We start from the raw sequence: 13,431 nt of genomic DNA on the forward strand, positions 1-13,431 counted from the left end.
CAGGCCGCGCTACGTCTTGGGTACGTCGGAGTCGGCGAAGGCCCGGGCATAGCGCGTTCCGGTGAGCAGCAACAGGATTCCGACCACCAGGAAGGCCGCGACCCGCACCAGTCCGGACAGTGTCGCCAGGTCGAACAGGAACAGTTTGGCCAGTGCGGCGGCGGCCACCAGCAGGCCGGAGGCCAGGCAGACTTTCGCCACCGAGGGCGAGCGGGTGATCCTGCGCAGCCCGTAGAACAGGGATGCGGTCGCGGCGGCCATCCAGACGATCGTCGCGAGGCTGTGCCCGACGACGAAACCGTCCCCGCCGCCGAGGGACACACCGAGCGAAACCGCCGCGACCAGTACGAAATAGAGTCCGCCGATGCTCACCGCGATCCACACACCGGTGACGAGCACCTCCTCACGCCACCCCGGGAGCCGCGGGACCGTCCAGACGACCATGGCCGCGATGCCGAGCCCGAGCAGTGCGGACACCGCGGTCGCGAGATCGAGTCGCTGTTCGGCGAGCCGTTGCAGGGCAAGGGTTTCCGGGCTCGCTGTCGCGAAGAGGATCAGGCCGCTGAGCACCGCGAAGGCGAGGCCGATGCTCGCGGCGACGCGGGTGTGGGTGGTGGCGGCGACGGCGAGGAAGGCAAGGGCGACGGCGAACAGCGCGGTCGGCAGGAGATCCGGCGCGGCTCCGGTGGCCATGGCGCAGGTCTGGAGCAGGGCGACGGCGCCGGTGAGTGCCGAGACCAGAGCGGTGTGGCCGGGAATCCGCAGGCCGTTCGCGAGCGCGGGGATCAGGGTGGCCGCCGCGAGACCGAGCAGGACGGCCGCCAGCCCGCCCGTGACGGCCGACGCGGGCACGCGGTCGAACAGGACGGAGACGGCGAGCACGGGCAGCGCGGTGACGGCCATGGTGATGCTCGCGGTGATATCGGCGGGACGCCGTCGGGTCACGAGCACGGCGCCGACCACACCGATTGCCGCACAGGCGATCACGGCGGCGGTGAGCCCACCGCGGCGCACCACCTCACTGGTCGATGTCGCGCCGGCGAGGCCGTTCAGCGCCGCCATGCAGAGCGAGGCGAACACGATCGGCAGGGTCCGTACCACGTGCAGGACCGGCCAGTTCCTGCGCATCTGCACAGGCACGCCGACCGCCTGCAGCACCAGCAGGAAGCCGAGCAGCATCAGCTCGACCGTCAATGCGGGCGACAGCAGCGCGGCACCGAGCACGACACCCACCGCCAGGGGTTGCGACTGCCACCGCATCGCCACGCCGAGTCCGAACAGCGCCACAGCCAGCGCGGCCACCAGACCGACCCCGGCCGGCACCCAGTGGTAATACCCGGTCACCGCGACGACGTCGAGATACCCACCGGCGATCCCGGTGGCCACCAACGCGATCCCACCGACCCGACCACCCGGTCGCCTGAACACCCGCAACCCGGCACCGACCAGCCCGGCCGAAAACACGCCACCGGCAACAACTCTCGCCACCGGCCCGAAGAACCCCGCCTGCGCCGCCAACACCAGCAGCATCAACACACCAACAAGCGTCACCCCGACCCCCGCCACCGCAAGCGCCCGCGAGATCACCCCTTCCCGCTGCCACCACGGCGTCCGCGGCGGCCGCGCGGCCCAGCCCCCGCCCTGCCCAACGCCGCCGCGCGCATACCCGGGCCCTCCCTGCCACCCCGGCCCCGGCCGCGCACCCTGCACCATCGGCGGCCCCGCGTACGGCCGCGACTGCGCCTGCGCCGCAACACCTTGCGGAGGAACCGCAGACCCCGGCCATCCACCTCGCCCCCACCCGACATTCCCCGGAACCCCACCCGGACCGACAGGCACGTCGTGCCCCCACGCCCCAGGATGCCCCGAACCGGCCGCCGATCCCGTCACGCCAGCGGCGCCACCACCAGCGCCCACACCGCTGCCAGCCCCGGCAACGCCAGCAGCCCCAGCAACAGGCCCAGCAGCGCCCACACCGCCAGCAGCGCCAGCAGCGCCAGCAGCGCCAGCAGCGCCAGCAGCTACGCGACCGGACCACGGATTATTGCCTGATGCAACAGGATCCGTTCCTGGAGCGACTTGCCTGGCACCGCTTCGAGTGCCCTGTGTTTCCTCTCGGTGCGCCGTAGAATCATCGCCGGCACCCGGCACGGGAGTCGTCTCTGCCGTCGGGTCAGCGGCCTGCACGCTTTCCGATTCCGTAGCGCCCACTCCAGCACCCGTGTCCGAGGCCGGACCGCCGATCCGGCCGACAACTCCGCTGAACGCCTCGGGGTGCGCCGCACGAGGTGCCGAGACTTCAGGGCTCTCTGTCGTGTCGGGCCGCGGACCCGCTCCACGCGAATCCACGATGCGCGAGTTCTCCACAGCCGTGTCGTCCCCAACACCGAGTGTTCGGTGGCGCTCACCGGCGCCACCGTCCTTGGCGGGAGGAGATGCGGGCGACGCGCCGGACTCCCCCGCAACGCGCCCGTGCCTCGAGCTCGCGGTGCGTCGTGTGGCAGTGTCGGGACCAGACGGCGATCCGGGTGGGGCTGACTGTCCACAGACATCCCCAGCAGCCTGTGCGTCATGCTCCGCGGTGGCCGAGAAACCACTCTCCAACTGCGCACGCAGCACGTCCAGGTCCACCCCGAGGCGGCCCATCTGGGCGCCGAGGGTGGTGAACTCGCCGGAGAGGCGGGCGACCAGGGTGGGATCGATGGTGGTACTCATGTCCTCATGGTCGGCGAACGGCCAGCTCAGGGCATGAGTAGAAACACCCGGTGGGGCGTGGGGGTCCTACCCGAAAACGGTCAGGCGCCGAGGAAGCGGCGCCACTGCACCATCAGCGGGTACTTCGCGGTGACCGAGCCGAAGCGGACGCGGCCGTGCACCACCAGGTGCAGCGGGCCGATGGGCGGGCCGGTGCGCACCTTGTTGTTCACGCTGGAGCCGACGAGGTCGAGGCCGTTGAGGTCGACGGTGGCCGCGGCGGGCACGATCAGCGTGATGCCGGTGCAGTAGTCGTCGACCTTGATCTCGACGACCTGCGTCTGCATGACCGCCTCGGTGAAATCGAGGGTCACCCCCGACATGAGGTTGTTGAGGTGCAGCACCGGCGGCACCTGCCACGGCCCGCGCCGATGCACGCCGGAGAGGCGGCTGCGGATCAGACCGGGGGTGGAGCCGCCGGGCGGTACCGGGCGCGGCCTCGGCATCGCGGCGGGTTGCGGCGCGCCGGCGACGCGCATGCCGGGCAGGTCGACGAGCACCGCGTTGAGTTCGCCGCGGGTCTTCGCGGCGAGCGCGGTGTCCATACGTTCGGTGAACTCGCCGAGCGAGAGCATGCCGAGCCCGACGGCGCGTTGCAGCAGTTGGCCGACGTGTTCACGTTCGGCGTCGGAAACGCGCAGGTCGCGGTCGCCGACCGGCCCGAAGGCCGTGGCGCCGGGTGCGGAGAGAGATTCGGGACCGCCCATGTGATCGAGGGTAGCCAGCGGATCAGGGTCGGCACATCAGGGCAAACCCCCAATTCGGTTCACTCGAGGCCCTGCTCGATGGCGTATCTGGTGAGTTCGACCCGGTTGGCGAGCTGCAGTTTGCGCAGGGTGGCCTGCACATGGTTCTCCACCGTGCGATGCGACAGGCTCAGCCGCGAGGCGATCTGCTTGGCCGAGAGCCCCTTGGCCACCATGCGCAGCACCTCGGTTTCCCGCTCGGTGAGCGACGGACGATGCGGCTGGTCGGCGGCCACCGGCGCGGTCGCCATCCGCCGGTACTCGCCGAGGACCAGCCCGGCCAGGCCCGGCGTGAACACCGGCTGACCGGCGGCGGTGGCGCGCACGGCGTCGATCAGTTCGGCCGCCGACGCGCTCTTCACCAGGTAACCGCTGGCCCCGGCCTTGATCGCGTCGAGCACGTCGTCGCGTTCGGCCGAGGCCGAGAGCACGAGCACCCGGCTGTGCGGGGAGACGCGCAGCACCTCGGCGGTGGCGGTGGCGCCGTTGCCGTCGGTGAGCTGCATGTCCATCAGGACGACGTCGGGCTGGACGGCGGCGGCGCGCCGGGTGGCGGTGCCGACCCCGTCGGCGGTGGCGGGCACCGCGAAGCCCGCCTCGGTGAGGTCGCGGGAGACGCCCTCACGCCACATCGGGTGGTCGTCGACCACCATCACCGTGATCGCGTCGTCGGTCATCGCCGCTCCTTCGCTCAGCGCGCCGGCCGGCGCGGAATCCGGAATTCCCATTCGGTGCCGAGGTCGTCGCCCTCGCTCAGCAGTTCGACCGTGCCACCGAGGTCGGTGATCCGGCCGACGATGGAGCGCGAAACTCCCATCCGCCCTTCGGCTTCCGCCGCCGCCAGTCGGCCCGCGGGGATGCCGACGCCGTCGTCGCGCACGCTCACCACCAGCATGTCACCGGTGTCCTCCAGCAGCACATAGGCTTTCGCGTCCGGCCCCGCGTGCAGGTCGACGTTCGACAGTGCCGTGGCGACGGCGGCGGCGATCTCGTGCGCGGCGGAACGGCCGACGAGCACCGGGTCGCCCGGCGTCGCCACCGTCACCGTCGGTCTGGCCTGCGCGGTGAGCAGCGGACGCAGATCCACCTCCGCCTCGCCGGCGTCGGGCAGTTCGGCCTGCTCGGAGAGCAGCACCCGCAACGCCACTTCCTGTTCTCCGGCGCGCTGGGCCAGTTCGGTCGCGGGACCGCCGATCTCGGAGCCGCGCCGCTTGATGAAGGCCAGCACCTGCAGCACCCCGTCGTGTACCTCGCGCGCGAGCCGCTCCCGCTCCTGCGCGGCCGCGGTGATCCGCAGCGCCCGCTCGACCTGCACCTGGGCGCGGCGCGCGGTGTTGGCGGCCAGACCGAGCGCGAGACCGACGGACACGAGCACCGGCGCCGTCGCGTCGCCCCACACGTCCTGCCCCCACTGTTCGCGCACGGTCACCACGACCGCCGACATCGCCAGCCCGGCGACCACCCCCGCCACCGGCCCACGCAGGATCGCCATGGAGATCACCGAGTTCGCGATCCACAGCGTGGTCGGCAGGGTCTGATGCCCGTGGTACCAGCCGTAATCGGCGACGAGCCGGGTCGAGGCGATCAACAGCACCGTCACCACCTGGTCACCGAAGACCACCCAGCCGCGGATCCGCCCGGTCGCGGAGGGGAAATACCACTGCGAGAGCAGCAGCGCCGAGGTGCCCGACCAGATGACCATCACCGCGATCAGCACCCAGCTCAGGCGCGGATGCTGATAGTAGGGCGCCGAGGCGATCTGCTGGCCGATCGCGTACAGCAGGGTGACCAGCCGGAAGGCCTGGGCGGCCCGCCACAGGGGCGCGGTCGCCGCGTCGGTCGAGCTCAGCTCAGCTGTGTGGGTCCGCATCGCCGGACTCCGCCTTGCGCAGCGTGCGCGTGATGTCGAACCGGCCGGGCTCTGGTTTGTCCGGCTCGGCGGAGAAGAGCCTGCGGTCCTCGCCGCCCGCGAGTTCGCCGTACACCTCGTCGGGACTGTCGGCCAGCAGATACCGGATCGCGGTGTTGCCGACCGCGATCAACGGCACGGCCAGCAGCGCGCCCGCGATCCCGCCGACCACCAGGCCCGCGGCGATCGCCAGCACCACGGCCAGCGGATGGATGCTCACCGCGCGTCCGAGCAGCAGCGGCTGCAGCACATGACCTTCCAGCTGCATCACCGCGATGATGATGCCGAGCACGATCAGCGCCGTCACCAGGCCTTTGGTCACCAGCGCGATGAACACCGCGACGAACCCGGCGAAGAACGCGCCGATGATCGGGATGAACGCGCTGATGAACACCAGCGATGCCAGCGGCAGCGCCAGCGGCACGTGCAGGATCGCCAGCCCGGCGCCGATACCGATCGCGTCGACCGCGGCCACCGCGACGGTCGCGCGCACGAAACCGACCAGCGTGCCGAAGCCCAGTTCACCGGCGGTGCGGACCTTTTCCCGATGCGCGGTGGGAATGATCCTGGTGACGAAGTGCCAGATCTGATCGCCGCCGTAGAGGAAGAAGATCAGGATGAACAGGATCAGGAACGCGCCGGTGAGGATGTGCCCGATCGTGGTCGCGGTGGTGAGCGCGCCGCTGGTCAGGGCCTCGCGGTTGTCCTGGATGGTGCGCACGATGGTGTCGCCCGCGCTGCGGATCTGCTGATCGCTCAGGTGCGCCGGGCCGTTGATCAGCCAGTCCTGCACCTTGTGCACGCTGTTGGTGACCTCGTTGGACAGCCCGGGCACACCGTCGACGAACTGCTCGACGACGAAGGTCATGATCCCCGCCAGCAGCCCGATCGACCCGACCATGGCGACGAACACGCCGAGCGAGCGCGGGATCCCCACCCGCTGCATCCAGTCGACCAGCGGCGCGAGCAGCGCCGCGGCGAGCAGCGCGATCGCGAGCGGGATCACCACGGTCGCGAATTTCTGCACCAGCATGCCGACCGCGAGCAGCGCGGCGAAGATGATCAGCAGCCGCCAGCTCCACGCCGCCGCTTTACGGACCAGGGGATGTACGGACTCCGCGTCCGCGCGCCACGGCGTGGACGGCGGCACGGAATCTACCTTCTGGTCGGTCACCCGAGAGAGCCTATCGGTCCGAACGCTAGATTGGTGGTCGTGTCGGCGCCACTGGAAGCGGTCAAACAGACCATGCGAACGCGCTGGCCGCTGTATCTGACGTCGGTGCTGCTGGCCAACGCCTTCGGCGCCGTACTGGTGTGGGCGTTCATCCAGTACGGTCTGCCGGTCCCCGAGGGGGAGGCCGGTGCGGTGCGCCAGACGGGGCTGCTCGCGCCGGTGCTGGTGTTCGGCTCCGCAGCGGTGCTCAGCATCTTCGCCGCGGCGCTCATGCTGCGGCCGGTGATGCGCTGGCAGATGCGTGGCGGCCCGCCGAGCAGGCGTGAGCAGATGGCGGCCCTGCATGTGCCGCTGCGGCAGTCGATCGTGCACCTGGTGCTCTGGATCATCGGCGGCGGCATCCTGGCGGCGCTGATCATCGTGGAATCGCCCGAGCTGGCGGGCGCGGTGATCATCACCGAGTGCATGGCCGCGACCATCGTGTTCGGCTTCACCTACATGCTGGGCGAACGCATCCTGCGCCCGGTCGCCGCCGAGGCGCTCACCGAGGGCACCTTCGACCACACCCTCACCCCCGGCGTCGGCACGCGCATGGCGATGACCTGGGGCATGGGCACCTTCGCGCCGACCATCGCGATCGTGCTGCTGTGCGTCACCCAGATCTCCTCCGACGTGAAGTTCTCGGCGAACTCGCTGGCCATCTCGATCCTGCTGCTGTGCGGCGTGGTGATCATGCAGGCGCTGGCGCTGTCGATGCTCACCGGATCGTCGATCTCCGACCCGGTCCGCCAGCTGTCCCAGGCCATCGACCGGGTGCAGGCGGGTGCGCGCGACGTGCAGGTCGAGGTGTACGACGGCAGCGAGATCGGGCTGCTGCAGGTCGGTTTCAACCGGATGATGGAGGAGGCCGCCAAGCGGCGCAAGCTGCAGGAGCTGTTCGGCCAGCACGTCGGCGAGGAGGTCGCCCAGCGCGCGCTGGACTACGGCACCGAGCTCGGCGGTGAGACCAGGTTCGTGGCGGTGCTGTTCGTCGACATGGTCGGCTCGACCGCCGCGGCGGCCGAACGACCGCCGACCGAGGTCGTCAGCCTGCTCAACGAGTTCTTCCGGGTGGTGGTCGACGTGATCGACCGCCACCACGGTTTCGTCAACAAGTTCGTCGGCGATGCCGCGCTCGCCATCTTCGGCGCGCCGCTGGATCGTCCCGACGCCCCGAGCGCCGCGCTGGCCGCGGCCCGCGACCTGCGGGAGGCACTGCGCGAGGTGACCAGCCTCGACGTCGGCATCGGCGTCTCGGCCGGTCTGGCCGTCGCCGGAAACATCGGCGCCGCAAATCGTTTCGAATACACCGTGATCGGCGACCCCGTCAACGAGGCGTCGCGGCTCACCGAATTGGCCAAAGATCAACCCGGCCGCGTTCTCGCTTCGGGCAGCGCGCTCTACTTCGCCGACGAAAGCGAGCAAGACCATTGGGAAACCGGCGACGAGGTCCAACTGCGTGGCAGACGCAGGAAAACCCGCCTGGCCTGGCCGAAGCCCGCGATGGCCACGCCCGACGAGGAGCAGGGCGAACAGGTGCGTTCGTTAGGCTGAGACCGTGACGGCCGACGGCGACCTAGCAGGCGAACCCGCCTCGCCACCGACCGAGCGCCGCCGCCGGTTCCGGTGGGTCAAGTGGGTGCTCGGTGCGGTGCTGCTCGCTCTGCTCGTCGGCGAGGGCGTCTACCTGTGGCCGCGGCTGCACGAATCCTGGCGCACGCTCACCGAGATCCATTGGGGCTGGCTGCTGCTGTGCATCGTGCTGCAGGCGATGTCGATGAGCGGGTTCGGCCGCGTGCAGAAGCAGCTGCTGCACGCCGGCGGGGTGGATGTCAGCCAGCGCAAGTCGGTGTCGGTGGTGTACGGCGCGACCGCCATGTCGGTGACGCTGCCCGCCGGTCAGGTGTTCTCGACCGCGTTCACCTATCGCCAGACCCGGCGCTGGGGGGCGAGCCCGATCGTGGCGTCCTGGCAGCTGGTGTTCTCCGGTGTCGTGGCCGCGGCCGGGCTGGCGCTGCTCGGCATCGGCGGCGCCCTGCTGGTCGGCACGCAGATCGGCGGCAAGCTCATCGCCTCGGTGGTGATCCTCGGCGTGGTGCTCGTGGCGGGGAACTACCTGGCCAGGCACCCCGGCACGCTGGAGGCGATCCTCAAGCGGGTGCTCGCGCTGGTGAACCGGATCAGGAAGAAGCCGGCGGGCTACGGCATCGCCAAGCTGGCCGAGATCAGGGCCCAGCTCGAGTCGGTGGACCTGGGCAAGAAGGACGCCGCGCTGGTCGGGGTGTGGGCGCTGGTGCACCGGTTCGCCGACGTGGCCTGTCTCGGCGCGGCCTGTTACGCGGTCGGCGCCGATCCCAAACTGTCCGGCCTGCTCATCGCGTTCACCGCGGGCAAGGCCGTCGGCTCCATTCCGTTCGCGCCGGGCGGCATCGTCTACGTCGACGCGACCCTGATCTACGGACTCACCGCGGGCGCGGGCCTGCCCGCCTCGCAGGCGGTGGCGGCCGCGTTCGTCTACCGGCTGGTGAGCTTCATCCTGGTCGCCATCGTGGGCTGGATCGTCTTCGCGTTCCTCTATCGCACCCCGCACGCCGACGACGACGAGTACGAGCAGGAGTTCAAGCAGCAGCGCAGGATCTAGCGCAGCGCCCGGATCGCCGCGCGCCAGCCGAGCAGGAACAGCGCGAGCACACCGGCCGCCACGATGACGAAGCTCACGGCCACCCCCTGCCCGCTCACGGCGCGCAACAGCATGCCGCCGACGAGGGTGCACGCCCAGATGACGATGCCGCTCGGCCACAGCGCGGTCGCGTCGAAGCGGGCGCCGCGCGCGATGAACACCGCGACGGCCCAGCCGATGAGCAGCCCGATCCCGAACGGCCACACCGTTTTCAGGAGACCGGCCAGCACCGCCTCGTCGTGACTGCGCCTACCGATCGCACAGAAGACGATCACCAACAGGGCATCGACGAGAAACGGCGCAAATCTCCTCACGCCAGGCAGCCTATCCGGTGCTGAGCGACATCCAGTGCGGCCCCACCACCCCTGACCAGTGCGCCAACTGCACGCACATCCGCGCTTACGGCTCAGGCGTGGCCAGGGATTTCAGCAGAACGGACGCGAGGCGCGAGGTGGCGTCGCCGCTGTCGGCGTCGGCGATGTGCACAGCGAAGACCAGATCGCCCATGGCGGCGAGCAGCCAACCGTCGGATCCGCCGGTCGCGGTGAACGCGGTGACATCACGGAAGCCGCGCAGCGCGGCCGTCTCCGGCTTGCCGATGCCCTCGTGCATCATCGCGCGCAACCGGTCGACCGCGACCTGCGGCAGCGCGGGCACCGGGGTCTCGGTGGTGCTCGGCTTGCCGTTCTCGATCATCGGCGGCACCACCGAACCGCGGGTGATCGCGGCGGCGGCGATGGCAATGCCGAACGGACTGGCCAGGACCGCGTCCGAGCCTGCGCCCTGCCGGACCTGCTCGGTGCTGCGCCCCGGCGCGGCGATCCGGCCGGTCACCTCGTCGAGCCCGTGCACCTTGAAGTCGACGCCGACGCCGAGCGCGGTGGCCGCCTCGGCCGCCTCCTGCTCCGAGACATCCTGCGGCGCTTTGTTCTTCGTCGCGGCGGCGACGGTGCGGAACAGTTCCATGGTGCCGCCCGCCGGGTACAGCCCGGTGAACGCGATCGGCCCCTTCTCGGTGGCGTAGCTGTTCTGCGCGACCGCGACGACCGCGCCGGTGGACGGCTGGATCGCGACCACCGAGGCAGGCGTGCCGACGCTGACCACCGCGTCCTCGGCCGCGCGCTGCAATCGCTGGTCCATGGTCGCGGAGATGTCCGGCCCGGCCGGACCCTGGTACCCGGCGACCTGGTTGACGAACCGGCCGTCGGCCTCGAAGATCTGCACGCCCCAGCCCGCGGTGGCCTCCTGGCTGTCGAACCACACCTCGCGCAGCGCGTCCAGCATGGGCGACCAGGTGCGCCGGTCGGCCGAGATCAGCTTGGGCTGCTTCTCCATCACCACGCCGGGAATCCTGGCCATCCGCGGCTCGAGGATCGCGAAATCGCCCTCGCGCAGGTTGACCGCGACCACCGGCTGCCCCTGCGACGCGGCCAGCTGCTGCATCAGCGAGGGCCCGGTGATCAGCGGCGCGACCGGTTCGATGGCCTCGGCGAGCGCGTTCGTCGAACCGACGAGGTCGCCCGTCCGGCTGGGATCGATCTTGATGACATTGAGCATCTGCTCGGTCATCAGCGGCTCACCGGCCATGTCGACCACCCGCGGCGGCGGCTTCGCGGTGGTGCGCACGAGCTTGACGGTGCGATTGTCGGTGAGCTGCGGCATCACGACCTGGGGCTCCCAGGTGATGCGCCAGCCGATGGCGAGCTTGCGGACGGTGCCCTGCAGGGTATAGGTCCAGTCCTTGCGCTCACCGAAGTTCCAGGCGACGTCCATGCTGAAAATGGCCGACTGCGGATCGAGGTCGATGACCTGGGTCTTCTCGTAGTCGACGGTGCCGGTCGCCAGACCCTCGAACATTTGCTTCATGGTTGCCGAAGCGGCGGCGGGGTAGGAGGTCAGCTCGGCGGCCTTGGCGTAGTCCTGGTCGTCGAGCAGGTCGGTGAACCGCTGGACAACCGATTCGGACTCACTGAGCGTGTCCCCCGCCCCGCACGAGCACAGCGCGATGGCGAGGGTCGCGACCCCCGCGATCGCCATTGCGCCCCGGACCCGAAAGCGGCGGGATCCCCACACATCCATATCGCCCACTCTTCACTCTTGCCACTCCGGTAACAAATCCACCGTACCGGAAGTTGACCCGTCTCCGATGCCCCGGTAACACGGGACCACTACCCGACCACAGCACCTCGATTGTGCCCGATATCTCCCCCTGCCGAGGGGCCGATTTCGAACCTCGCCCAGCCAGTGGCAACAACTGGCGCGCTAACCGTACCGGCAGGCCCGCCCGGTTGTGCGCATCTCGCATCGTCCCGGCGATTCAACGCGAGGATACCCAGGCCCGTCCCCACTCAACCCCGGTGACCACCGATCGGGACCGAGCCGAAAGCACCGTTCTCGCAGAGCATAAGTCAGCACGCATATATCGGCGTAATCTTGTAATCAACGCAACGTGCGCTACACAGATTGCAGGTGATTGCCATGCGGAACGCTCATCGCGAACGCGGATTCGGCCGCCCCGGCGGCTGGCAGCAAGCCGATCTCCCCGACCCCTCCGACGCCCCCGACTGGTTCGCCGGGCGATTGCCCGCCGACTGGTTCACCGGCCCGCCCGAGATCGAGATCGACCGCGACGAGATCGTGGTCGTCGGCGAACTGCCGCCGCCAGAGGCCGCCGACGGCGCGCCCGTCGCGGCGGCCACGAAGGAGGGCGCGCTCGCCCGCTGGCGCGAGTCGACCCGTCCCGCCCGGATGCAGATCGCCGACGAGGCCCAGCGCCGTTATCGCCGCAGCGTCGCCTGGGGCGTGCGGCTCGACGGGGAGCGAATCCTGTTCACCCATCTCGCGGTTCCGGTGATGACGCGGCTGCGCCAGCCCGAACGGCAGGTCCTCGACACCCTGATCGACGCGGGCGTCGCCCGGTCCCGCGCCGACGCGCTGGCCTGGACGGTGAAGCTGGCGGGCAAGCACGCCGAGAGCTGGCTCGCCGAACTCCGCGAGGCCATGCGCAAGGTCGACGACCTGCGCTCGGAGGGCCCGACCGGCCTGTGAATTAAGGTGGCCTGCATGGAGAACGTGCAGGCCACCGGTCCGATCCTGGTGCTCAACGGGCCGAACCTGAACATGCTCGGCACTCGTCAGCCGCAGATCTACGGCGCCGACACCCTCGACGACGTGGTCGCCCTGTGCGAGCGGACGGCGGCCAGGTTCGGGCGCGAGGTGGTGGCGTTCCAGTCCAATCACGAAGGCGCGCTGATCGATCGGATCCACGAGGCGCGCGGCCGGGTGTCGGCCATCGTGATCAATCCGGGCGGGCTCACCCACACCTCGGTGGCCCTGCGCGACGCGCTCGTCATCCCCGAGGTGCCGATCGTGGAGGTGCACATCAGCAATGTGCACGCGCGCGAGGAGTTCCGGCACCACTCGTTCGTCTCCCCGATCGCGACCGCGGTGATCGCGGGCCTCGGTATCCAGGGCTACGCCGCCGCCATCGAGTTCCTCGCCACGCGCTAGGCGAGCCGGAAGACCGGGAAACCGGGGGCGATCGCCGCGAGCTGTTCGTCGCTCGCGTTCTTGTCGACGCCCTCGAAGAACTTGCCGACCTCCCAGCCCCACTTCTCCAGGTAGAGACGCAGCAGCGGGATCTTCGCCGCGTCGGCGACCTCGGTGGCGGTGAAGGTTTCGACCTTGCGGCCCAGGCGCAGTTCCCCCTCGCCCGCGGCGCGCAGATTGCGCACCCACTGCGTGTGCCCGCGCGGGGCGACCAGGTAGCGCGCGCCGTCGGCGCCGGTGAGCACGTTCACCATCGCGGTACGCCATTCGCCGCTCTTGCGGCCGCGCACGGCGAGCAGCCGCGAACCCGCGACGCTGATGCCCAGCTTGGGCAGCAGATTGGCGATCTTGTTCATGACCGGATCGAAGCCGGTGGGGCGGAGGTAGCGAGTCGCGTTGTCCATCTTGATCTCTCCCGAACTGTGAGCACTGCTCTCTGTTTGAGAAAAGCATGCGCGCATGGCGTCGAGTTGTCAAGAGCAGTGCTCTCGTTTTCTGAAATGCCCAATTCGGGCGAAGCATTGCCGCGATGATATGTAGTACGTATGCTACATATCATCGAAGGTCGATGACTGGGAGG

At 69.9% G+C, this 13,431-nt stretch carries 12 protein-coding genes; 4 read left to right on the forward strand and 8 right to left on the reverse strand.

Annotated features, from left to right (window positions below):
* Positions 1 to 9 precede the first annotated feature (9 nt).
* The 5 genes from AB0H56_RS14710 to AB0H56_RS14730 all read right to left on the reverse strand — a co-directional run bounded on the left by AB0H56_RS14710 (position 10) and on the right by AB0H56_RS14730 (position 6,583).
* Positions 10 to 1,713 (reverse strand): DUF2339 domain-containing protein, encoded by a 1,704-nt coding sequence (locus AB0H56_RS14710; RefSeq protein ID WP_357162370.1) that lies wholly within the window; start codon positions 1,711 to 1,713, stop codon positions 10 to 12.
* 1,082 nt (positions 1,714 to 2,795) lie between these two features.
* Entirely contained in the window at positions 2,796 to 3,461 is a 666-nt protein-coding gene (locus AB0H56_RS14715; protein WP_357162373.1) for a DUF1707 domain-containing protein, read from the reverse strand.
* A gap of 59 nt (positions 3,462 to 3,520) precedes the next feature.
* Positions 3,521 to 4,177, reverse strand: a complete 657-nt coding sequence (locus AB0H56_RS14720) for a response regulator transcription factor (protein ID WP_357162376.1) — start codon at positions 4,175 to 4,177, stop codon at positions 3,521 to 3,523.
* 14 nt (positions 4,178 to 4,191) lie between these two features.
* A complete protein-coding gene (locus AB0H56_RS14725; RefSeq protein WP_357162379.1) occupies positions 4,192 to 5,370 on the reverse strand; it encodes a DUF5931 domain-containing protein in 1,179 nt (392 codons plus the stop codon).
* Positions 5,351 to 6,583 (reverse strand): AI-2E family transporter, encoded by a 1,233-nt coding sequence (locus AB0H56_RS14730; protein WP_357162382.1) that lies wholly within the window; start codon positions 6,581 to 6,583, stop codon positions 5,351 to 5,353. Before AB0H56_RS14730 ends, AB0H56_RS14725 begins: the two co-directional genes overlap by 20 nt.
* 72 nt (positions 6,584 to 6,655) lie before the next feature.
* Between AB0H56_RS14730 and AB0H56_RS14735 the strand changes: the two genes are divergently transcribed.
* Positions 6,656 to 8,176 carry an adenylate/guanylate cyclase domain-containing protein gene (locus AB0H56_RS14735; RefSeq protein ID WP_357162901.1) on the forward strand — a complete coding sequence of 507 codons (1,521 nt, stop codon included), beginning with the start codon at positions 6,656 to 6,658 and terminating at the stop codon, positions 8,174 to 8,176.
* A gap of 4 nt (positions 8,177 to 8,180) precedes the next feature.
* Positions 8,181 to 9,263, forward strand: a complete 1,083-nt coding sequence (locus AB0H56_RS14740; protein ID WP_357162385.1) for a YbhN family protein — start codon at positions 8,181 to 8,183, stop codon at positions 9,261 to 9,263.
* On the opposite strand, the gene AB0H56_RS14745 is transcribed toward AB0H56_RS14740, so the two are convergent.
* Positions 9,260 to 9,616 (reverse strand): DUF3054 domain-containing protein, encoded by a 357-nt coding sequence (locus AB0H56_RS14745; RefSeq protein ID WP_357162388.1) that lies wholly within the window; start codon positions 9,614 to 9,616, stop codon positions 9,260 to 9,262. The genes AB0H56_RS14740 and AB0H56_RS14745 overlap by 4 nt on opposite strands.
* Positions 9,617 to 9,701: 85 nt before the next feature.
* A complete protein-coding gene (locus tag AB0H56_RS14750) occupies positions 9,702 to 11,339 on the reverse strand; it encodes an NTF2-like N-terminal transpeptidase domain-containing protein (protein WP_357162391.1) in 1,638 nt (545 codons plus the stop codon).
* 441 nt (positions 11,340 to 11,780) lie between these two features.
* Between AB0H56_RS14750 and AB0H56_RS14755 the strand changes: the two genes are divergently transcribed.
* Both AB0H56_RS14755 and aroQ read left to right on the forward strand, forming a co-directional pair.
* Entirely contained in the window at positions 11,781 to 12,350 is a 570-nt protein-coding gene (locus AB0H56_RS14755; protein ID WP_357162394.1) for a hypothetical protein, read from the forward strand.
* 15 nt (positions 12,351 to 12,365) lie between these two features.
* Positions 12,366 to 12,812 carry a type II 3-dehydroquinate dehydratase gene (aroQ, locus tag AB0H56_RS14760; protein WP_357162397.1) on the forward strand — a complete coding sequence of 149 codons (447 nt, stop codon included), beginning with the start codon at positions 12,366 to 12,368 and terminating at the stop codon, positions 12,810 to 12,812.
* On the opposite strand, the gene AB0H56_RS14765 is transcribed toward aroQ, so the two are convergent.
* Positions 12,809 to 13,255 carry a nitroreductase family deazaflavin-dependent oxidoreductase gene (locus AB0H56_RS14765; protein ID WP_357162400.1) on the reverse strand — a complete coding sequence of 149 codons (447 nt, stop codon included), beginning with the start codon at positions 13,253 to 13,255 and terminating at the stop codon, positions 12,809 to 12,811. The genes aroQ and AB0H56_RS14765 overlap by 4 nt on opposite strands.
* Positions 13,256 to 13,431 lie beyond the last annotated feature (176 nt).

This window comes from Nocardia sp. NPDC050717, from assembly GCF_040654275.1.
Taxonomy (GTDB): domain Bacteria; phylum Actinomycetota; class Actinomycetes; order Mycobacteriales; family Mycobacteriaceae; genus Nocardia.